This window comes from Bacteroides sp. NSJ-39 (assembly GCF_014287315.1).
GTDB classification, from domain to species: Bacteria; Bacteroidota; Bacteroidia; order Bacteroidales; family Bacteroidaceae; genus Bacteroides; species Bacteroides finegoldii.
Genome location: NZ_JACOOB010000003.1, coordinates 77,945 through 100,591 on the forward strand (window position 1 = coordinate 77,945; position 22,647 = coordinate 100,591).

Consider the following 22,647-nt stretch of genomic DNA (forward strand, 5'->3'; position numbering starts at 1 on the left):
ATGCAAAACAAAGGATTTGTAAAGGTTTTTGCGGTATTACTCACGCTGGTATGCGTGTTCTACCTCTCCTTCTCCTTCGTAACACGCCACTATACCAACAAGGCGAAAGAAATTGCGAACGGCGACCCGAAAGTAGAACAAGACTACCTCGACTCTCTCTCCAACGAGAAAGTCTGGCTGGGTAACTGGACGCTGAAACAATGTCGTGAGATGGAGATTAGTTTAGGTTTGGACCTGAAGGGTGGTATGAACGTTATCCTTGAAGTTTCTGTACCTGATGTTATCAAAGCACTGGCTGACAACAAGCCGGACGAAGCTTTCAACAATGCATTGGCAGAAGCAGCAAAGCAGGCAATCAACAGTCAGGATGATATCATTACCCTGTTCATCAGAGAATACCACAAAGCTGCTCCGGAAGCGAAACTTTCCGAACTCTTCGCAACACAACAGTTGAAAGACAAGGTTAACCAAAAATCAACAGACACTGAAGTTGAAAAAGTATTGAGAGCAGAAGTAAAAGCAGCCGTTGAGAACTCATACAATGTACTTCGTACCCGTATCGACCGCTTCGGTGTTGTTCAGCCGAATATCCAAAGTCTGGAAGACAAAATGGGACGTATCATGGTGGAGCTGCCGGGTATCAAAGAACCGGAACGTGTGAGAAAACTTCTCCAAGGTTCTGCTAACCTGGAATTCTGGGAAACTTATACAGCCAAGGAAGTTCTTCCTTCCATGCAGTCTGCTGACGCCAAATTGCGCGCTATCTTAGCTGAAGAAACAACAACTGATGGAGATACAATAGAGACTGCCGTTCTTACTGAAGCTACTCCGGTGGAGACAAAAGCTGTAAGTGCTGCCGATAGCCTTGCCGCTGCACTGAAAGGTGACACAACAGCCTCTGAAAAGCCTTCTGTAAACATGGAAGAGCTCAAGAAACAATATCCTCTGTTGTCTATGCTTCAATTGAATTCAAGCGGACAAGGTCCTGTTATTGGTTATGCAAACTATAAAGATACTGCTGATATCAACAAGTATCTGGCTATGCCGGAAATCAAGGCAGAACTTCCGAAAGATCTTCGCCTGAAATGGGGCGTTTCTCCTTCTGAGTTCGACAAAAAAGGACAAACATTCGAATTATACGCGATCAAATCTACCGAACGTAACGGTAAAGCTCCGTTGGAAGGCGATGTAGTAACAGACGCTAAAGACGAATTTGACCAATACAGCAAACCGGCTGTAAGTATGACAATGAACTCTGACGGTGCACGCCGTTGGGCTCAGCTGACAAAACAGAATATCGGTCGTTCTATTGCTATTGTTCTTGATAATTATGTATATTCTGCACCAAACGTAAATTCAGAAATTACAGGCGGACGTTCACAGATTACAGGTCATTTTACTCCTGAACAAGCAAAAGACTTAGCAAACGTATTGAAATCAGGTAAGATGCCGGCTCCGGCTCACATCGTACAGGAAGATATCGTTGGTCCGTCGTTGGGTCAGGAATCTATCAATGCCGGTATTTTCTCATTCGTTGTAGCTTTGATCCTGTTGATGATCTATATGTGCTCTATGTATGGTTTCATCCCGGGTATGGTTGCCAACGGTGCTTTGTTCCTGAACTTCTTCTTCACATTAGGTATCCTTTCTTCTTTCCAGGCTGCATTGACGATGTCCGGTATTGCCGGTATGGTATTGTCGCTGGGTATGGCAGTGGATGCGAACGTATTGATTTATGAACGTACTAAAGAAGAACTTCGTGCAGGCAAGGGAGTGAAGAAAGCATTGGCTGACGGTTATTCTAATGCCTTCTCCGCTATCTTTGACTCTAACTTGACATCTATTATTACAGGTATCATTCTGTTCAATTTCGGTACAGGACCTATCCGTGGTTTTGCAACGACTTTGATTATCGGTATCCTCGTATCGTTCTTTACCGCAGTGTTCATGACTCGTCTGGTTTACGAACATTTCTTGAGTAAAGATAAATGGCAGAACCTGACATTTACCACTAAGATTTCAAAGAACCTGATGGCCAATACACACTTCGATTTTATGGGAACAAACAAAAAATCCCTTATTATCGTCAGTGCAGTTATCATCGTTTGTATCGGTTCGTTCGCTATCCGCGGGCTAAGTCAAAGTATCGACTTCACCGGTGGACGTAACTTCAAGGTACAGTTTGAAAACCCGGTAGAACCGGAACAGGTGCGCGAGCTGATCTCAAGCAAGTTCGGTGATGCGAACGTTAGCGTTATCGCCATCGGAACAGATAAGAAAACGGTTCGCATCAGTACCAACTACCGTATCGAAGACGGAGGCAATAATGTTGACTCGGAAATCGAATCATATTTATATGAAACACTGAAACCGTTGTTGACTCAGAACATTGACCTGGCAACTTTCATCGACCGTGATAACCACACAGGCGGCAGCATTGTAAGCTCACAGAAAGTAGGGCCGAGTATCGCAGACGATATCAAGACCGGTGCTATCTGGTCAGTCGTTCTGGCATTGATTGCCATCGGTTTGTATATCTTGATTCGTTTCCGTAACATTGCATACAGTATTGGTTCTATTGCAGCATTGACTTGTGACACAATCATGATTATCGGTGCTTATTCATTATTCTGGGGTATCCTGCCATTCTCACTGGAAATCGACCAGACCTTTATCGGTGCTATCCTGACGGCTATCGGTTACTCTATTAATGATAAGGTGGTAATCTTCGACCGTGTACGTGAGTTCTTCGGATTGTATCCGAAACGTGACAAGCGTCAGTTATTCAATGACTCTCTGAACACTACACTGGCTCGTACCATCAATACTTCATTGAGTACATTGATCGTATTGTTGTGTATCTTCATCCTCGGTGGTGACTCTATCCGCAGCTTTGCATTCGCGATGATTCTCGGTGTTGTAATCGGTACTTTATCTTCACTGTTTATTGCATCTCCGATTGCATACAACTTTATGAAGAACAAAAAGACTGTAGCAACAACTACGGGAGAATAAAATATTCCAGAAATAGAAAAAGCCTCTTCCGAAGTTCGGAAGAGGCTTTTTCTATTGATTATTAAAACAAATAGAAGCTATAAGACGTTCATCTTAAAAGAAGCCATTGTAAAACTTAAAACTCGATACAGCATGAAAGCATCCAACACAACTTCCTATAGATTCTTTGTAGTAGCCCCGAGGGGAATCGAACCCCTATCTAAAGTTTAGGAAACTTCTATTCTATCCGTTGAACTACAAGGCCGTTCCTATTTTGATTGCAAAGATAACGGTTTCTGTTGATTTAACAAGAATAAAAATACAGGTTCCTTCCAGATATTTCAAATATTTTGCGTCAATAGGACAATAAAGTACGTTTTATTTTGATAATTCGATTAACTTTCCGACCTTTGCGTTCACAAATTGAAAGTAAAAGCAGTTTTTAAATTAAATATAGTAATTAAAGTTATGGCAGACGAAATGATGGTTAAAGAATTGGAGGAAGTAGTAGTACGTTTCTCCGGCGACTCCGGTGACGGTATGCAGTTGGCCGGCAACATCTTCTCGACCGTGTCGGCTACGATTGGCAATGACATCAGTACATTCCCCGACTATCCGGCAGACATCCGCGCACCGCAAGGTTCGCTAACCGGTGTTTCCGGTTTTCAGGTACACATCGGTGCAGAAAAAGTTTATACTCCGGGAGACAAATGCGACGTATTGGTAGCTATGAATGCCGCCGCATTGAAAACACAATATAAATTCGCAAAATCCACCGCCTGTATCATCATCGACACAGACGCCTTTCAAAAATCAGATTTAGATAAAGCGGCATTCACCACCGATAATCCTATTGAAGAAATGGGTATCAAGCAGGACGTGATTGCAGCACCTATCTCGCAGATGGTAAAAGACTGTTTGGCAGATACGGGAATGGATAATAAGTCCATGCTGAAATGCCGTAATATGTTTGCCGTAGGACTGGTATGCTGGTTGTTCAACCGCGACCTTAACATAGCGGAAGACTTTATCCGCGAGAAATTCTCCAAGAAACCGGAAATAGCGGAAGCAAATATCAAAGTTGTTCGTGCCGGATATGATTACGGACACAACACACACGCTTCCGTAGCACATACATATAAGATTGAAAGTAAAGCAGCCGTTCCCGGAAAATATATGGATATCACCGGAAATAAAGCGACTGCATACGGATTCATCGCAGCTGCAGAGAAAGCCGGACTGAAACTCTATTTAGGGTCTTACCCTATCACTCCTGCAACAGATGTACTGCATGAACTCTCAAAACATAAATCATTGGGCGTAACCACCGTGCAATGTGAAGATGAGATTGCCGGTTGTGCTTCTGCTATCGGTGCTTCATACGCCGGTGCATTAGCTGTTACTTCTACTTCAGGACCTGGTATCTGTTTGAAATCAGAAGCCATGAACTTGGCCGTTATCATGGAATTGCCATTGGTCGTATTGGATGTACAACGTGGCGGTCCCGCTACCGGTCTACCGACCAAATCGGAACAAACAGACCTGTTGCAAGTTCTCTTCGGTCGTAACGGTGAAAGCCCTATGCCTGTCATTGCTGCGACATCCCCTACAGACTGTTTTGACTCAGCCTATATGGCTGCTAAGATCGCTTTGGAACACATGACTCCGGTCGTGTTGTTGACAGACGCATTTGTTGCCAATGGTTCTGGTGCATGGAAATTGCCTAAATTGGCTGATTATCCTGCTATCAATCCTCCTTACGTACGCCCGGAAATGTCTGAAACCTGGACACCGTATCAACGGGACCCGCAGACAGGCGTTCGTTATTGGGCAGTTCCGGGTACAGAAGGATTCACTCATGTATTAGGAGGTCTTGAAAAAGACAACAAGACAGGAGCTATCTCAACTGATCCGGAAAACCATGACTTGATGACGCGATTACGCCAGCAGAAAATTGCCAATATCGAAGTACCTGACGTAGAAGTTGAAGGCGACAAGGAAGATGCCGAATTGCTGATTGTAGGTTTCGGAGGTACTTATGGACATTTACACGCCGCTATGGACGAACTCCGTGCTAATGGTAAAAAAGTAGCATCAGCACACTTTAAGTTCATCAATCCTCTTCCAAAGAATACGGCAGCCTTGATGAAGAAATACAAAAAAGTGGTGGTAGCCGAGCAAAATATGGGACAGTTTGCCGGATATCTCCGTATGAAGGTGGACGGTTTCGTTCCTTATCAGTTCAACCAAGTGAAAGGACAGCCCTTTGTTGTCAATGAACTAGTCAATGCATTCACTGAGATTATCAACAAGTAAAATCAAGAAATTATGAGCGAATATACAGCTAAAGACTTTAAAAAAGGACAGCCACGCTGGTGTCCGGGATGTGGTGACCACTTTTTCCTGGCTTCGTTACACAAGGCTATGGCAGAAATCGGTGTCGCTCCATGGGATACGGCAGTAATTTCCGGTATCGGTTGTTCCAGCCGCCTTCCTCACTATATGAATACATACGGTATGAATACAATTCACGGTCGTGCTGCCGCTATCGCGACAGGGTGCAAAGTCGCCAATCCCAAACTAACCGTATGGCAGGTAAGCGGTGACGGTGACGGTCTTGCTATCGGAGGTAACCATTTCATTCATGCCAACCGACGCAATATCGACATCAACATGATCTTGCTCAACAACCGTATCTATGGTCTGACTAAAGGACAATACTCACCCACTTCACCGCGTGGTTTTGTCAGCAAGTCTTCTCCCTACGGCACCGTAGAAGACCCGTTCAATCCGGCTGAACTATGTTTTGGCGCACGCGGACATTTTTTCGCACGTGCTGTTGCCACAGACGCTCCCGGTACAATAGATATATTGAAAGCTGCCTATAATCATAAGGGCACTGCTGTCTGCGAGATTTTACAGAACTGCGTCATCTTCAATGATGGTACACACAACTCTGTATATAACAAAGAAGGGCGTGCAAAAAATGCAATTTATTTGGAACATGGCAAACCGATGTTATTCGGTGAAAACAAGGAGTTCGGATTAATGCAGGAAGGTTTTGGGCTGAAAGTTGTGAAACTAGGCGAGAACGGTATCACAGAAAGAGATATTCTGATACATGATGCACACTGCCTGGACAACACACTCCAGTTAAAACTCGCCTTGATGGAAGGTCCTGACTTCCCCATCGCACTTGGTGTCATCCGCGATGTAGACGCTCCAACTTATAATGATGCAGTAGAAGCACAAATCGAAGAAGTAAAAAGCAAAAAGAAATACCATAATTTCGAGGAGCTTTTGATGACTAATGACATTTGGGAAGTAAAATAATCACACTATCCGTAGAAAGATAAAGGCGTAGATTGAGAAGTAATTCTCTTTCTACGCCTTTGTCATTTTCCAAGATAACCCATCTTTTTGGGGAGATGAGGTTCTATTACTGTCCTCTTTTGTTTTTCTTATCAAATAAGCCTGTTTTAAGACAGATCAAATGTGACTTTACGAGGAAATTAGAACGAGTATGAACCGGAAAATTCAACCGTAGCTTTCAAAGGTAATTGATTAGACGCCGGGCCTACAAGAATCTCAAACTCGCCTTTTTCCACTACAAAGCGGTGCTGATTCATATCGTAATAAGCGAATGCATCCTCATTCAGCACAACAGAAATCCGCTTCTTCTCCCCTTTCTGCAAGAAAACCTTTTCATATCCTTTCAATTCTTTCAAGGGACGGGGGACAGAGGACTGTACATCATGTACATACACTTGTGCCACTTCCGAGGCATCCATCTTCCCTGTATTCTCGAGATCAAAGCTAACGGTAACCTGATGCTCACCCGTTTTCTCCGCAGCTATATTACTATAAGCGAAAGTAGTATAGGACAAACCGTAGCCAAACGGATAGAAAGGTTCTTTTCCCGAACGGTCGTATCCACGATAACCGACAAAAACACCTTCGGAATAATCTACACGTTTAATCTCTGCCTTTAAGTTCTCGTAATAACTACCATGCACCGGATTATCTTCCCATTTCTTTTCGATAGAAATCGGTAGCTTTCCGCTTGGAGAAATCTTGCCGGTCAGGATTTCAGCTATCGCTTGTCCGCCTTCCTGTCCAGGATACCAAGCCATAAGAATAGCTTTTGCGGCATCATACCAACCTGTGAAATCCACACCACCACCGGCGTTCAGCACAACCACGACATTAGGGTGCATAGAGGCAATCTTTTTGATAAACAATTCCTGATACCGAAGCAAAGCAAACGGACGGTCAAAGCCTTCGCCTTCGGTATTACTATTGAAACCTGTGCAGAACACAACATTATCCACCTTTGCCAATCCTTGACGAAGTTTCATCTCATTAAGGCTATAAGCATTAAAACGAATGATGCCCGAAGAAATATTATCGAAGAATTCAATCCGGAAACGGTATTCCTTACCACCCTCAACCGGCAGTTCAACTTCACGGCTAGAGTATGAATGATTTCCCCAATCTCCCGTAATATGCTTGTCATTCACAAACAGACGATAACCGTCATCACCACCGATATGAAGTTTCAACTGACCATCAGTTTGTGGCATGTAGCAGGCTGTCCAACGGACAGAGAAGCCATCTGTCGGAAAGCCGTCCAAAGGTGCTCCATATCCCCAGTCATAATCAACAGAGGATTCCGTGCGTATTACTTCCGGCTGTCCCGAAAGCGTCTTGTTCTTAAAGTATTCAGCCTTGAAGCCTTTCACCTGACGATTGACGTCAGTATAAAACTCATTGATAATATCTTCATAAATCACATCATCCGTCAATAATACCAGATTCTTTTTCTTCAGTTCTTTCAAGCCTTGAGCCACTGAAATGGTAGAAAAAGGAGTGACAAAACCACTGCCGCCACCGGTAGGTATCAAATCTGCATTAGGACCCATTACGGCTGTTTTTCCTTTCAACGGGAGCAAGTTTGCTTCATTCTTCAACAATACTACTCCCTCGCGTGCCAGTTCTAAAGCTGTCTGGCGAGAGAATGGATTATCCAACGGAATATTACTGTCTTTCTGTTCCTTATCCAACATTCCATAAGCTATTAAAGTCTGCAGGATATGTTGTACTTTCAGGTTAATGGTTTCTTCGGTCACCGTGCCTGTTTTGATAGCGGGGATAAGATTGTCGGCATTCATGAAACGCCCTTTGGGCATTTCGAGGTCAAGTCCGGCGTTAGCTGCTCCGATAGCGGAATATACCGAAGTCCAGTCCGACATCAGAATACCTTTGAAGCCCCAAAGATTGCGTAAGACATCAATATTCAGCCATTTGTGTTCAGTGGCATGGACACCGTTCAGGAGATTGTAGCTGTTCATCACAGCACTCACGTTCGCTTCCTGTACAGCCTTGCGGAAAGCCGGGAAATAAATCTCATGCAAAGTACGCTCGTCTATGTCCGAACTCGCATGATGGCGGCTCCACTCCTGGTTGTTGGCGGCAAAGTGCTTGATGGTCGCAATGACTCCTTCCGATTGCACGCCAAGAATATATTGCTTGGCTGTCTCACCCGTCAAGTAAGGGTCTTCACCGAAATATTCAAAGTTACGGCCGCACAACGGAGCGCGATAGATATTCACGCCCGGCCCAAGCAGGATATTAACGCCTCTTGCCTTGGCGTCCTGCCCCAAGCCTTGCCCTAACTTATAAAGCAAGTCACGGTTCCAGGTAGAAGCGGAAAGGATACCGGACGGATAAAGGGTGCTTTTAGGAGCATGGTTACGGATTCCCTGCGGGCCGTCGGCAAGACGTATTTCAGGAATTCCCAAACGGGGAATGGCACGCAGGGAAAAGCTGGTATATCCGGAGATATACTCTATTTTCTCTTGCAAAGTCATTTTGGATACAATCTCCTTCGCGCGTTGTTCTACTTGAGGAGTAATTGTCTGTGCATGGGTCAAGATGCTGCATGCGAGCATACATAAACCGATAATGCCTGTTTTCTTTTTCATGGTGATCATGTGTTTTAGTCTATCAATTCTATTTTAACGGTCTGTCCCAGTACGTGAATATTGTATTCTCCGGTTTCGAGGAATCGTTTACCGTCCTCATTGACAAATCCGAAATCACGTTCCAGGTCTATGTCGAAACGGAAAGTTTTCGTTTCTCCGGCTTTGATAAGCTGCTTTTCAAAGTGTTTCAGTTCTTTTACAGGACGGGTAATCGAGCAATACGGGTCGGAAATAAACCAGTGGACAGTTTCTGCTCCGTCACGGGCACCGATATTGGTGACAGTCACTTCCGCCGAGAGCTTCTCGCCACGCTTCACTTTAGTGGCAGAAGGGGTAACAGTGCCATACTTGAATTCTGTGTAGCTCAGTCCGTGACCGAAAGGATATAACGGGTCACTTGTGATATCTTTATAAAATCCCTGATGTCCACGTCCGCTCTTACGGCGGTTATAATAAATAGGAATCTGCCCCGTCGAATAAGGGAAGGTCATGGCAAGTTTACCGGAAGGATTAATACGTCCGGACAATATTCCCGCCATCGGCAGTGCGCCATTCACACCCGGCTGCCAGATTTCCAGTATGGCATCAGAAACCGGTTCCAGACGGTTCAATTCCAACGGACGACCGTTGACCAATATCAGTACGACAGGCTTGCCGACTTTCTTCAGTTCTTTTGCCAGTTCTTCCTGCATCTGTGGTAGTGCGATGGAAGAACGGGAAGCATTCTCTCCGCTCCAAGTCATCATCTCGCCCAAGCAAAGAACAACAACATCAGACCAGCGTGCAGCTTCCAATGCTTCTGCAAATCCTTCGCGGTTATCTCCTTGTGTATTGCAGCCTAATGCGTAACGCAGTTCGGCTTTTCCTGCAAATTCAGCAGCCAGACCATCATAAAGCATTGCCACATCGGTATCCTTTCCGTGACCACGCCAGGAGCCTAACAAGTCCCAGCCATTTTTTGCCATAGGACCTATCACGGCAATCTTCTTTTTATCTGTCAGTGGTAAAACGTTGTTTTCGTTTTTCAGCAATACCATGGATTCTGCCGCAAGCCGGGCGGCAATATCCATGCTTTTCGGACGGAAGAAACGTTCTTTCTCTGTTGTAGCGGGAGTATAAGGACGTTCGAACAAGCCGAGATGGAATTTCAGAAGTAAGACACGGCGGACAGCTTCATCCACTTGAGCCATTGATACCTTGCCTTCTTCTACCAACTCCTGCAAATGACGGTCATAAGCATGAGACATCATATCCATTTCAAGACCGGCGGTAAACGCATACCGGGCTGCTTCCTTTTTGGTTGCTGCCAATCCCTGATTTTTTAACTGTTCGATAGCTCCCCAGTCGGAAACGATAAAACCGTCATGTCTCCAACGGTTCTTTAATATCTCGGTCATAGTATAAGGGTTTGCCGAACCCGGTACACCGCTGATATCATTAAAAGAACTCATCAGAGTTGCCGCACCGGCTTTCACCCCCATTTCATAAGGGAGCAGATAAGTATCCCAAAGAGTTTGTTTGGAGATTTCGGTATAAACATAATCACGCCCGGCTTCGGATGCCCCGTAGCCTACATAATGTTTCAGACAAGCTGCCACACGGTTTTCTGCCGACATATTATCACCTTGATACCCTCTGACAGAAGCTGCGCCGAACACTCCGTTCGCATAAGGGTCTTCGCCATAGCCTTCCGCCACACGTCCCCAACGAGGGTCACGTGCTACGTCAATCATCGGCGAGAACGTCCAGTCCACTCCCGACATACGGGCTTCCTGCGCAGATACAGCACACGCCTGTTCCACCAAATCCGGATTCCAGGAACAAGCTTGCGCCAACGAAATAGGATACACGGTACGGAATCCATGAATCGCGTCATAACCGAAAATAATAGGAATACCCAGGCGGGATTCCTCCATCGCTTTCTTCTGCATATTATTACGCAGTTCGGGATTTGTCTCGAAGTAAATCAGAGAACCGATTTCCGCCGGCACTTTCTTTACCTCTTCGCCTACATTATTCACGTTGTTGTTCCGTCCCAAGGTATATTGGTTCAACTGCATCACTTTCTCTTCCAGAGTCATGCGGGATAACAAGTCGTCTACGCGTTTCTCAATCGGAGCCTTTGCGTCTTTATATAATGCACCCCCTTTTTTATCCTTTGCTGAAAGGGTACATACCGTACCCAGCAAACAGATTCCGTAAACTAATGCTTTTTTTCTCATTTGTATTTTCGTCGGTTAGTTAGTAATAAACAGGTCAGTCACTTTATACGGATGCTTTACTGCTGCATGGGCAGCTTTCTGGGCAACAGCTTTCCGCGCCTCATCCAGCCCTTCCGGAGCATAAGGATTCCCGACTACATTGTGTTTGAAGATTCGTTCGAACCAGGTGCAGGCAGCGGTATAACGTCCAACCTTCACATCCAGATGATAGCCGTCCCTGTTCAGATGGTCGCCGATAAAAGAAGTACGGGCATTCTGTATAGCAGTGCCCGAAGGGATGACAATCTTTATCTTATTCACCTTAGCCGCCTTCTTCACTGCATCGGCAATGGCCTGATACATGGTCAGTTGATTGCAGTTGTAGTTTTTAAATCCACTATGCTTGGAAGTAGACGCATATGCCCAGGTTTGGTGCAGCATCAGCTTTGTTTTCTTTGGAAGGCGTGCTTTTACATATTCTATAAGTTCCGGCAAAGAGGCTTCATACGTCTCGTACATTCCCGAAAAAGGACTTGCCTGTTGCAGGCTGACGTAATCCCAGTCTTCATCTGCCAACACCGTTTCCAAAGACATCTTGCCCTTTTCCCGTTTCTTTCCATCCGTACCGATTTTCCGGTAGGCATAGGCAGGAGCATTGTCACGGGCATTTTTCACATGACGTTCTAGAGAACAGCCGCCAATAAACATATTGCCGATTATGGTTGAAATGCCTTCGGCTTCGGCAAGTTCATGCAGATATTGCTCCACGGCATCTTGGGAGAAGCTGTTGCCGATGGCAAGTATCCTGACCGTTTTTTGCTGCGCATACGCTCCTCCGGCAAGAAGGAGCAGTATGCACATACAAATCACTACAATCTTATATTGCTTCATCACATTCAAATATAGCTAAACTTATCGGTTATTTCTCTTTTTCATGTAATAATCTCTCATCAGATACCACGCTTTCTTACGCATACCCTGGTCGGATATGAGTCCTTTGCGGTTCCAGCCATCCTGATTGGTGGGGTGGAAACGGAACGGCGAACGGAAGTCGAACAGAATCCAGGGAGATACACCACGCAGGTTCGGGATATTGTCGAACATACGGATATTATCCCTATACAGACGTGCCTGATATTCCTCACTCCAGGAGCTGACCACATTCTCATCACCGGACTGACCGTACAATGCTTCGCCGCCAAATTCCGAGATAATCAACGGTTTGTCCGTCACTACTTCCCATATGGCGTCTTTCGGCTCTACAGGCCACGGATGATACCAGCCCATATATTTATTGATAGCTACGACGTCCAGTTGGGAAGTAAAAGAATCTTCCATTACAAAACGCTGTTTTTCGCTATTGAAGTGCACAAGGTCGAAAGCGGCAACATACAGGCGGGTAGTGTCCAGCTGCTTTCCCGTTTCGAGCAAGGAAGTAAGGAATTCATTCCGTTCTTTGGAAGGCTGTGTTTCATTGGCAACCCCCCAATAACCTACTGCGCAGCGGTTTTGATCGCGCTTAATCATTTCAGAAAGCATCCTCTGCGCTTTCTTACGGGTATCATCGTCTGTAAAGTCAATGCCTTGCCAAATGGGAATCTCCTGCCAGAGAAGGAAGCCCATCTTTTCCGCCAGGCGTACCGTGTACTCATTCTGCGGATAATGAGCCAGGCGAATCATGTTCACGCCAAGCGCTTTCGCTTCATTCAGCAACATGGCTGCATCGGCTTCCGAGAAAGCACGCCCCATACGTTGCGGGATTTCTTCGTGGAAAGAGATACAGCACATAAATGTCGGCTTCCCGTTCAGGTAAATATCAGTTCCTTTCACGGTGATATTGCGGAAGCCTATTTGCTCTTCCACGCGGTCGGTATTTGAAGATACAGTCACGCCATAGAGTTTCGGTTCTTCAGGCGACCAGCGTTGCAGCTTCTTCGCATTCAACACGGTTTCCGCCTTTCCTTCTGCATCGGTGGTAAGCTCCGCGTTGATTTTGAGTTCGGGGATGGCAACTGTTACTTTCTCACCTGCTTTTTTATCAGAAAGACGCACACGGGCAATTATCCGGTCGGGAGCATTTTTATCCAGTTGGATAAAATAATCTTCTATAAATGTCCGGGGAGTTTTCACCAACAGCACATCTCTTGTGATGCCGCCATAGTTCCACCAATCGAATGCCATAGCGGGAATGGCGTCTTTGGTACGGCGGTTGTTCACTTCTACCGCCAGGAAGTTGTCGCCGTCTTTCAACAAGTCTGTCACTTCCACTTGGAAAGGAGTAAAACCGCCTTCGTGCTCTGCTATCTCTTTTCCGTTCAGGTAGACTTTGCAACGATAGCTGACAGCACCGAAATAAAGAAACTGGCGTTTGTCTGCCAAGCGTTTGGCATCAAAGTGACGAGCATACCATACAGTGCCTTCGTAATACTTCAATTCGGGCGATTGAGAGTTCCAGTCTCCCGGAACATTAAGACGCAACCCGCCTTCAAACGCGTATTCATAGAAATCGATATTTCCTTCCGGTTGCCGGTTCTCATAGATTTTCATCCGTTGCCCCTGGTCGTACAGGTCGATGATAGCATTCCATTTACCATTCAGCGAATGGATGTTGCGACCATATACATTCGTTATCAGCTCCTGTGCCGCAACGCTTCCAGCAAAAACGATTAGCAACAATAGACATAGACTTAATTTCTCACCTGTTTTCATTTAAGTATGTTGTTATAATTAGTGTATATAATAAGTTCAGGCACGGATTATACGGATTTCATGGTTTTTAGAATAGAATAGGTAAAACAACAGTGTTAATCCGTGTAATCCGTGCTATTTCGATTTATTTTTCAGGAAATTCATTACCCAGTTCCAGGCTGCGCTCCACTGTTCGGCATAGGCATAATGAGCGGTCGTCTCAGCTACAAACAGCTCTTTCGGAGCATTAATCACGTTGTAAGCGGAGTAAGTGGTGGTAGGCGGACAGACCATATCATTATAACCAAAAGTATAGAATCCCGGAACTTTGACCTGTCGGGCAAAGTTCACCACATCAAAATACTGAACGGTTTTAATCTTTTCCGGTGTCCGGTTCTTCTCATCCTTCAACATATGCGGCCAACCGCCTGCACGACCGTGGGTATAACCCGCCATATCACACAAGGCTGGATAGAAAGAAACCAATCCCTTGACACGATCATCGAGTCCGGCAATCACAATGGAAAGCGCACCGCCCTGGCTTCCTCCAAAGGTCGCCAGATTACCATTGAATCCGGGAAGTGTGTAAATGAAATCAATGGCTCTCACACAGCCTGTATAAACCCGTTTGTAATAGTACTTGTCCCGATTGTCCATATTGAACGAGTGGTAATTCTTCAAAGCACCGTTATAAAGCCGGTGATACACATCTCCCGTCAGGTTGACCGGAATGCCGTGGATACCGATTTCCAGAATGATAAAACCTTTTCCAGCACGTTCGGCTTCTCCGTTATAGGCACGGATACCTGCCCCCGGCACTTTCAGAATCGCCGGATATTTCCCGGAAGCCTTCGGAACACAAAGGATGCCGTACATACGGGACGCATAGTCATTGTTCGCGAAGGAGACATGATATACGTTCACCTTATCTGTACACCTTTCCGGCAGTAAAGTCATTATTGGTTCCAGTGCCCACTTTTCTGCGGCTTCTTTGGTGCTTTTCCAAAATTCCAGAAAGTCGGCGGGCAACGGAGTGGTCGGTTGCAATTTCTCAGGAGAGAAGCCGACGGTAGCCACGCCTTCATACTCACGCCCTTGGCAAGTGACGAAAGCGCGGCAACGCAGGAACCCTTCTTTTTTCATAGTCCCTGCGTTAATTTCAAGCTTTTCATTCTTCAAAGGCTGTTTGCCTGTCTGATGAGGTTTCATCATGTCTTCCGAAATCTCATAGCGCACTTCCAGATTATCCTGCGGGATATTGCATTTCAATACAGCCACTTTGAATTTCACTTTTTCTCCCGGTTTATACAGCCAATTGGTGTGGTCGGGAGTGACCTGCACTTGAATCAGTCTTTCTGCCGGTTGCCCGTATGCAACAAATTGCAGGACGACAAACAAAGCAAGAAAAACAAAACGCAAACTTTTTATCATAATTCCGTTATTGTTAATAGTCTTTTCATGGTTTCACTTCGTATTGATAAAGCGCGAAAGAGTTCTTATCATTCAGTTCGAAACTGACTTTACCCTGTGCGCCGACTTTTGCGGCAAACTTCTTACCACTTCCCATTACAGGGGTAAAAGTAACTTTCTTACCCTCAGGAAGCCAAGTGTCAATAGTCCCCCTGGCTTGCTCGTTGTCTTCACGGTAAACAACAAGATAGCCTTGCGTGCCGGAGACGGTCGATTGGAATCCTGTCCACGAGCGTCCCGAAGGTTCTTCACCAACGGGCAGTATGACGCCTTGATGAAACCGGAGTTGCAAAGGTTGGTATTTCTTGAGCAGAGATGCCGTAATATAAGCCTCTTCGGGCAGGTTCGAAGCCTCCATCCAAGCCAACGGCTGTGCCGCCAAGGTGATGGCAAAGAGGTAATCGAAACTGTAACGGGCGGGGGCAAAAGGATCGGCAGCGTCATACTTGTCGACATTGCGCCATTTATTAAGGAACTCTATCTGCATCTTCTCCGCCGGTACATAGCGAGACAGCATCCAGAGGTTGCGCAAGGTGCGATAAGGGTAATAGTTGCCCCAATCGGTATAGCGGTTTTCCAGAAAGATGTTGCCGTACTCGTTCATATAGTGATACCCGCCGCGACGACCGGCAGTGGCATCGAGGTTGAAAATCACTTCATAGTTGGTTTGCTCCAACACGGTATCAAACAGTCGGCGCAGATTCTGTTCGGCTGTCTTGGTAGGTATCTGCAAGCCGTCTATCTTGAAACAGCAGATGCCGTACTTCTTATAAAGTCCGATAATGGCTTGCGCATCTTTTTGCCAATCGGCAAAATCATTCTGTATGCTGGGATTGAACCATAATCCGATGCGAATACCCAATTTCTTGCCTTTCTCTACAATAGGTTTCAGCCCATGAGGGAACTTTGTGGGGTTGGGCGTCCAGTAATCGCCACTTTTCCAGATATCCTTAAAACTACCTCCGGCAGTCTTCGAGTTAGGGCTTTTTCCGCTCTGCCAGCCATCGTCCAGTTGAAAGAGGGTGATGCCCATGCGTGCGGCACGATCCAGTTCTGCCAGACAGAAAGCCTCATCTATTTTGGCATCCTGGCTACGGTCGCCCCAGGTATTGAGCATAATCATCTCATCCTGTACGGCGGTATGATGGCGCAGTTGTTTCTGATAGAGGCGCAGGGCAGTAAGCGCTTCTTGCTCGCCGCCGGTATAGATGCCGGTAACGCATCCATAAACGCGGGTCCAGCTATCCGGCTTTACATCATGAGACGCAATGCCCAGCCCCACTACCATAAAATCGCTAAAGTCCGCCACGAAGTCAGAACCCGGATAATGTAATTGGGTACTGCTGCTAGGAGCCTCTTTCAAAAAAAAGAAGCCTTGACGCGTAACTACGTCATGAGCAAAAAGCAAATTACCACGATATGTATTGCGACGGTAAGGAAGCCAAGTACGCCCGGCCACCAGATTGTCGTTCCAATCGGTGTAGTCGAAAAACTCTATTGTGCGGGCACTCCAATGATTGCCGGATAGTTGCAACCTGTCGAGCGTGGGAGTTTTCACCCCCGTAGCCATATCGGCCGTGTGCTCTATATTTTTGCGGTCGGCGTTAGAACGGTTATCCTCCTTATTCTGATAAAGTTCCACTTGCCCTTTCAGATAGGTGTCGCAAGCAATGGCGGGACAGTCTGCATAAATGCGATAACGACGCTCTATATTCAGCGAACCGATAGTGCAAGCCACGGTAGCCTGCAAATAACTGGCGTGGATGCCGTTCGTCGGTATCTCGTTCACGGTAAGTGTAGCATCCGTAGGGATACCTTTCACAATCGAGAAATCGGGTTGTTTACCCTGTGCCGGAATGATTTTTCCGTGTTGCTTGTCAGTAAGGCTGATGGTAACAGGGGCACCGTTATTCCACAGCATGACGCGTTCCATATAGTTATTGCCCATACGTAGCGTATCACCTTTCAGAAAAGCGTAATACTGTTGTCCTCCCCAAAGCGGCAAGGTACATATTGCCGATAGAAATATCGTAATAATATTTTTTTTGCTCATAGTTTGTCTACGGTTTGATGTAAGCTCCCGGAACTTCCAACAATTTGTTGGGTTCGTTGAAGCGTTGGTTATCGGGCACATCGCGTTTGCCCAGCCCCGCTTGCATAAGTTGCTTCAATTCGGGCAGGTGATGATGATAGATGTCGCGTGGCTCTACACGATGTTTGTGGCAAAGTCCGGCTGCCATACCTACTACTTCACCCATCATGCCGGTAGTACGCATCACACGTACCGTACCCAAGGCTACATGGGTGCAGCTCATATTGCGGCCTGCCATAAAGAGGTTGTCCACATTGCGCGAATAGAGACAGCGATAGGGAACGGCATAAGGATGAATCCAACGATGCACCGTAGCCGACTTGAATTCATTGCCGGGAAAACGTACACTGTTCACGCTGTCGGGGAAGTGAAGGTCGATGCTCCAGGTAGTGGTGAACGAAGCATCCTCGTGCGCCACATTCTTGTCTATATCGTCCTGTGACAGTACGTAGTCGCCCAAGAGACGGCGTGATTCACGTTTGCCTGAAACATACGCCACCCAGTCGAGGGAACGGTTGGCATACTTCTTATGGTCTTTATAGTGATTCTTCAGATAGCTCCAGTTGGAATATATCACCAAAAGTCCATAGTCGCGTACACGTTCAGCTTCGCTGACTTGATTGCGGTTCATACCCGTTTCCCATTTCCACTCGCCCATGGTTACAGGCTCACAGTTTTCAGCGCCAAAGCGCACGCCATATTCAAAATGAGGGAATGAGGTTTTCTTCTTCATGTCCTTACTATACCATTGTATAGAGGCCCCCATCACCAATGAGTCGGGTTGCTCGGGAGCAAGGCTCTCGCCATATTCATCGCGACCTTCACGTCCCATAGCCCAATCGGCACCGGCTAAATAGCCTATGGTAGCGTCGCCTGTGCAGTCGCTAAAGAGAGGAGCGGTAAGTTCGGTTTGTTCGCCCGTCTCGATATGCTGGATAGTGACTGACGCAATGCGGTCTGCTTGCATCTTCACGGCTACCGCACGCTGAGAGGCATAAAGGGTAATGTTCTTTTCGGCCTCTATAAAGTCTTCCTTCTTCTGATCTTCATAGTAGTCGCCCGGTTGGGCATTGCCGGAACGCTCATGGCCAAACTCACGTATCATACGACCCAATCCCTGATTAGGCCCCATTTCGATGATACCGCCGAGATGTACACGAATCTCCGACGAGTTATTGCCGCCCAATACAGGACGGTCATTCACTAGTGCTACCTTACAACCTAATCGGGCAGCAGATGCGGCAGCACACATTCCGGCTATTCCCCCTCCTACTACCACAAAGTCGTATTGATGAGCGGGCACCGTCTGTTGTTGTCGCAGGCGGGTACGAAGTGCCGCTGTCTCTGCCGTATCCCAGGTAGCGGGTTGCGTGTTCGCATCGGTCGTAAGGTAAATGGCATCGCAACGACCGTCGAAACCGGTGAGGTCTTTCAGCGCAAGGGTGGTAGTCCCTGCTTTCAATACTGTCTTTCCGGCAAATTGCCATTGCCAGGAATTACCTGTATGTCCTAATGTAGCTTTCAGCAATTTGCCGCCTAAAGCCAGGCGGAATTTTCCGGGACCTTCGGCATCGGTCCAAGGTGAAGTCCAGTTGTAAGTACGGGCATATACGTAGTAAGTGCCCGCCTGGGGAATGTTGATTTCTGCCGTAGCATCCGCCACAGGGATGCCCATGCCATGTGCCATGAGATAGGGCGAACCCATTTGATCCATGAACTGCTGGTCGAGCACCCAGCCGCCTCGCTGGCTGAAGCTTTCTGCTTCGATGAGCAGTTCTTCGGCTACAGCCACAAGGCTACAGGCTACGGCTATGCATGTCAGTAAGATTTTTTTCATCACAGCACAGCGTTTTTATGATTATTGAATAGTTATATCTCCTACTTTTACCCAACCTTCAGCGGTTTGATACTCATCGCGGGCCGAGAGTAAGATACCGATAGCGTTCTCTTTGGTCGTATCTACCAATCCCACTGCCCAAGTGTAAGTACCTGCGGCTACATCGGTGAGTTTGATGTTACTAGTATAGGTTTTGGGCTTTCCGCTCATCCAGGTAGCAATGTCCGCTTTCTCTTCTATATAGATGCGGGCAGGCTTTTCTGTATTTTTATCAAGCAAAGCGATGGCCAATTTGTATTTGTCACCGTACTGCGGCAGATTGGTAGGGCAATACCCCCAACCCAGATTCGACCAACGGTGAGTAAGTGATACGTTGCTACCACTACGGGCTGTAGTAGGAATAGATAAACGGTCGGGATAGAGACGGTAACCACCTTCGGCTATAAACTCCTTTACCAAGTGGAAAGCAGTGTTAAACCAAGAGTGTGTTTCACCAGTATTCACGTTGGTAGCAAAACGAAAGTCCATCATATTGACATAACTTCCCTTAGCCTCATCATATTCTCCCTGACGCACTTCGGCAAAATTCTTATAACCGTCGCCGGCAATAGAACCACCGTGGGATGATTCCACCCAACCACCTTCCATAGTGATAGGTACAATGCCACGATAAGCGGCAGCGATGCCACGCTCCCAATCCTTATAATATTGCTTCATACCAAAAGCATCGTGACGCAGGCAGAAACCTTTGGCTACAGCACGTTTCACCAAATCGGCGGATATACCGGTATCAACATCACCAGATCCTTTGGTAGAAAGCAGGCATCGGTGATAGTTTATCATGATAGGCACTTTGGTGAAAAGGCGAGACATTACATCGGTAATCCATTCGAATACAGCTTGTCTAGGGCTCTCATCACCTGTAGAGTATTTCAGTGTGTGAGTTTCCCCCCATTTGCCCAAGCCAAAGCCGCTTACAAATTGAGTGACGTCGGGGTCATTGTATTTGGCAGCGAAAGCGGTGAGGAATGCTTCATACTCTTTCTGAAAGATGGGGTCGTCAGGATAAGGCGTCCATACGTCTACACTACCGGTAGTAGTGGTGAATCCTTCGGCACCGGCTTCTCTCACATACTCGGGACAGGCATTCTCATGCTTGTCGCGACTGTCACACACAAAGGTGAAGGCGAGTTTCAAGTTGCGTTCTTTAGCTCCTTCCACCAACATGCGGAAGCGCTCCGCCGGTTCGGTCTGTAGAGTTTCATCCCATACATATTTACCTCTTTCAGGATTGAAATGGCTCCAAAGACCACGTACATAGAGAGTATTGCCATAGTTGGATACTTTCACGGTGCCTTCGGACGACTCGAAATTGTCGTAGAGATCCCAGAAATTCATCATCATGCCACTTCCGATACCAGCGTAGATCACCCATCCACTCATGGGATTACGCAGCAGTTTGTAACGTTCAGGCTTAATGCTGACAGTAGTGTTACCTTCGATGTTCCAACTGTAGTCGGTTGTAAGGTCATCATCGTCTGAACAAGCAGTGCCTATAAAAGCCGTAGCAGCCAACAGGCACATCGACAAGGTCTTGATGCTGTTTTTTATTATTTTGTTCATAGAATATATGTCGTTAATTGTTATTGTTTAAAAGGTAGAATAAGAAGTGAAGTGATTGAAGCTTCACCCCTTATTCTGTTCAATTTTGGATTTATTTAATATCAAAGAGTACAGTGTTATTCTCTATATCCACTACTACATAGTTACAGCCTTCAGGGATGAGGAAGTAAGCGTAGCGGTTATCAGCTTGACCTGTTACAGCCTTTTCTACCTTGCCTGCTATTACTTTAGTATATCCATTGTGATCATTACGTTTAGCGTCAGCTGTAGATCCAACAAACCATCCGTTATTAGCATATCGTAAAGTGCTGAAGTTCACCCAACCTCTATAGGTCTCCTTATAATTATCTGTATATTCATCACGAGGCAATACATCACCTTTATAAACAAAGACTTTCGGATTGGCAAGACTCTGGATTAGGTTATACTTCACTTGACAGTACCACTGAGGATTTTTTATGATATCTTTAATTTCTTCAATTTCTTCGTCAGTACCAGGGTCTTTAGCAAAACTATTAAAACCACCATACATATGCAATACATTCACCTCTTGACTCCATGGGTTTATCTTCAACTCAGTATTATTGAACGATACGGTAAGCGGTTTCAAATCAGTAGCAGCCGAATAGATAGCAATGGTCTTTTCCTCCTTATTCAATACAATACGATAAGTCCCGTCAGCCGGAATAGTCCAATACTGCCTGTCTACTTTGCTGATAAGTGCTTGCCCGAACGTTACCAACTGACCATCTTCGATATCATGGTTATCTGCTACTTCCGGCACAATAGCCATCGATTGTTCGCCCTCGAAAGTAAGCGGTATGTAAAGGCTACCGGCTTTCAATTCACCGCGCCAAGCATAAAGTTGATCATTTTCGAGAGTTTGGGCTATCTCAATTTGTTCTTCACCTACAGCAGTACCCGCCAAGAACATTTGCTCAGCCTCAACTACCGCACCGGCTTCTACTATCTTCACAGTCTGCTTGCTCATATTCACAGTGATGCGATAAGTAGCCGCTGACGGAATCACCCACGAATTGGCTTCGGCGCGGTCGGATATAACACCTGTCATTTCACCTTTAGTTATAGGAGCATCGGCAGTTTCCGGTCCAATGGCATTCAACTCATCGGCATAATCAACAGGGAAGTTTATCTTACCGGCTACCAAAGCGCCTTCGTAACTATAAATCTTGTTTATCTCGTCTTTCAACGTCAACTTGATATTATCTTCGCCTACAGCGGAACCTCCCACATAGAGATTATCGGCTTTGTACTGCTTAGGACCATACGTTTTTATCTTTAACGTAGTCGTAGCAATATCAGGCACTATCAGACGGGGACCCTCAAAGTTGGCTGTTACAGTAAACAGTACTTCGCCAATGGTACTGGTGGTAAGTCCGAAATGGTCGACCAGTATTTTCTGCATCTCCTCGTTGGTGTACGAGCGAAAGAATTCTCCATCGTCATCAAACTCCTTGATATTCGTAGCCTCACTACCGATGAGCTGCATCTCGTATTTGTAAGTCGTGATATAATCCTCACCAAAATCGTGAGCGGTACTCCACTTCAGGGTGACCGCTGTTTCGTTGGGTTTGCTCTCATCGAGCTTAATAAATTCACCCGAAGGAGCCAGTTCAATCTCCGACTGATTGCGTGAGACAGTATTGTCTATATCCTCTTCGCACGAGGTAGCAAGCATGCTCATCATTCCCACAGCCACCACGCCAAGATTTCTATATAAATGCATTGTTTTCATAT

Annotated in this window: 12 protein-coding genes and 1 tRNA gene; 3 read left to right on the forward strand and 10 right to left on the reverse strand. The window is 46.1% G+C overall.

Going from position 1 to position 22,647, the window contains the following annotated elements; all coding sequences use genetic code 11:
• Entirely contained in the window at nucleotides 1–3,015 is a 3,015-nt protein-coding gene (gene secDF, locus H8S63_RS04915; protein ID WP_186925898.1) for a protein translocase subunit SecDF, read from the forward strand.
• 172 nt (nucleotides 3,016–3,187) lie between these two features.
• Here the strand turns inward: secDF and H8S63_RS04920 are convergent.
• A tRNA-Arg gene (locus H8S63_RS04920) sits at nucleotides 3,188–3,259 on the reverse strand.
• 203 nt (nucleotides 3,260–3,462) lie between these two features.
• Between H8S63_RS04920 and H8S63_RS04925 the strand changes: the two genes are divergently transcribed.
• On the forward strand, nucleotides 3,463–5,310 hold the full coding sequence (locus H8S63_RS04925) for a 2-oxoacid:acceptor oxidoreductase subunit alpha (RefSeq protein WP_186925899.1): 1,848 nt from the start codon (nucleotides 3,463–3,465) through the stop codon (nucleotides 5,308–5,310).
• A gap of 12 nt (nucleotides 5,311–5,322) precedes the next feature.
• Entirely contained in the window at nucleotides 5,323–6,327 is a 1,005-nt protein-coding gene (locus tag H8S63_RS04930) for a 2-oxoacid:ferredoxin oxidoreductase subunit beta (protein WP_007747818.1), read from the forward strand.
• Nucleotides 6,328–6,506: 179 nt separating this feature from the next.
• On the opposite strand, the gene H8S63_RS04935 is transcribed toward H8S63_RS04930, so the two are convergent.
• The 9 genes from H8S63_RS04935 to H8S63_RS04975 form a co-directional block, all read right to left on the reverse strand.
• Nucleotides 6,507–8,978 (reverse strand): glycoside hydrolase family 3 protein, encoded by a 2,472-nt coding sequence (locus tag H8S63_RS04935; protein WP_186925900.1) that lies wholly within the window; start codon nucleotides 8,976–8,978, stop codon nucleotides 6,507–6,509.
• A 14-nt stretch (nucleotides 8,979–8,992) separates the two neighbouring features.
• Nucleotides 8,993–11,200 (reverse strand): glycoside hydrolase family 3 N-terminal domain-containing protein, encoded by a 2,208-nt coding sequence (locus H8S63_RS04940; RefSeq protein WP_186925901.1) that lies wholly within the window; start codon nucleotides 11,198–11,200, stop codon nucleotides 8,993–8,995.
• A 15-nt stretch (nucleotides 11,201–11,215) separates the two neighbouring features.
• Nucleotides 11,216–12,070: a DUF4886 domain-containing protein gene (locus H8S63_RS04945; RefSeq protein WP_186925902.1), complete on the reverse strand. Its 855-nt coding sequence runs from the start codon at nucleotides 12,068–12,070 to the stop codon at nucleotides 11,216–11,218.
• Between the two features lie 21 nt (nucleotides 12,071–12,091).
• Nucleotides 12,092–13,888 carry a glycoside hydrolase family 2 protein gene (locus H8S63_RS04950; protein ID WP_055234371.1) on the reverse strand — a complete coding sequence of 599 codons (1,797 nt, stop codon included), beginning with the start codon at nucleotides 13,886–13,888 and terminating at the stop codon, nucleotides 12,092–12,094.
• 114 nt (nucleotides 13,889–14,002) lie between these two features.
• Nucleotides 14,003–15,298 (reverse strand): acetylxylan esterase, encoded by a 1,296-nt coding sequence (locus H8S63_RS04955; protein ID WP_186925903.1) that lies wholly within the window; start codon nucleotides 15,296–15,298, stop codon nucleotides 14,003–14,005.
• Nucleotides 15,299–15,323: 25 nt separating this feature from the next.
• On the reverse strand, nucleotides 15,324–17,390 hold the full coding sequence (locus H8S63_RS04960; RefSeq protein ID WP_186925904.1) for an alpha-galactosidase: 2,067 nt from the start codon (nucleotides 17,388–17,390) through the stop codon (nucleotides 15,324–15,326).
• A 7-nt stretch (nucleotides 17,391–17,397) separates the two neighbouring features.
• A complete protein-coding gene (locus H8S63_RS04965; RefSeq protein ID WP_186925905.1) occupies nucleotides 17,398–19,266 on the reverse strand; it encodes an FAD-dependent oxidoreductase in 1,869 nt (622 codons plus the stop codon).
• A gap of 21 nt (nucleotides 19,267–19,287) precedes the next feature.
• Entirely contained in the window at nucleotides 19,288–20,889 is a 1,602-nt protein-coding gene (locus H8S63_RS04970) for a DUF4832 domain-containing protein (RefSeq protein WP_186925906.1), read from the reverse strand.
• A 91-nt stretch (nucleotides 20,890–20,980) separates the two neighbouring features.
• Nucleotides 20,981–22,645: a SusE domain-containing protein gene (locus H8S63_RS04975; protein WP_186925907.1), complete on the reverse strand. Its 1,665-nt coding sequence runs from the start codon at nucleotides 22,643–22,645 to the stop codon at nucleotides 20,981–20,983.
• Nucleotides 22,646–22,647 lie beyond the last annotated feature (2 nt).

What these genes read in the sequence shown, in the direction of transcription:
- secDF (WP_186925898.1), top strand. Translation starts at nt 1, where the DNA reads ATGCAAAACAAAGGATTTGTAAAGGTTTTTGCGGTATTACTCACGCTG.
- H8S63_RS04925 (WP_186925899.1), top strand. Translation starts at nt 3,463, where the DNA reads ATGGCAGACGAAATGATGGTTAAAGAATTGGAGGAAGTAGTAGTACGT.
- H8S63_RS04930 (WP_007747818.1), top strand. Translation starts at nt 5,323, where the DNA reads ATGAGCGAATATACAGCTAAAGACTTTAAAAAAGGACAGCCACGCTGG.
- H8S63_RS04935 (WP_186925900.1), bottom strand. Translation starts at nt 8,978, where the DNA reads ATGAAAAAGAAAACAGGCATTATCGGTTTATGTATGCTCGCATGCAGC.
- H8S63_RS04940 (WP_186925901.1), bottom strand. Translation starts at nt 11,200, where the DNA reads ATGAGAAAAAAAGCATTAGTTTACGGAATCTGTTTGCTGGGTACGGTA.
- H8S63_RS04945 (WP_186925902.1), bottom strand. Translation starts at nt 12,070, where the DNA reads ATGAAGCAATATAAGATTGTAGTGATTTGTATGTGCATACTGCTCCTT.
- H8S63_RS04950 (WP_055234371.1), bottom strand. Translation starts at nt 13,888, where the DNA reads ATGAAAACAGGTGAGAAATTAAGTCTATGTCTATTGTTGCTAATCGTT.
- H8S63_RS04955 (WP_186925903.1), bottom strand. Translation starts at nt 15,298, where the DNA reads ATGATAAAAAGTTTGCGTTTTGTTTTTCTTGCTTTGTTTGTCGTCCTG.
- H8S63_RS04960 (WP_186925904.1), bottom strand. Translation starts at nt 17,390, where the DNA reads ATGAGCAAAAAAAATATTATTACGATATTTCTATCGGCAATATGTACC.
- H8S63_RS04965 (WP_186925905.1), bottom strand. Translation starts at nt 19,266, where the DNA reads ATGAAAAAAATCTTACTGACATGCATAGCCGTAGCCTGTAGCCTTGTG.
- H8S63_RS04970 (WP_186925906.1), bottom strand. Translation starts at nt 20,889, where the DNA reads ATGAACAAAATAATAAAAAACAGCATCAAGACCTTGTCGATGTGCCTG.
- H8S63_RS04975 (WP_186925907.1), bottom strand. Translation starts at nt 22,645, where the DNA reads ATGAAAACAATGCATTTATATAGAAATCTTGGCGTGGTGGCTGTGGGA.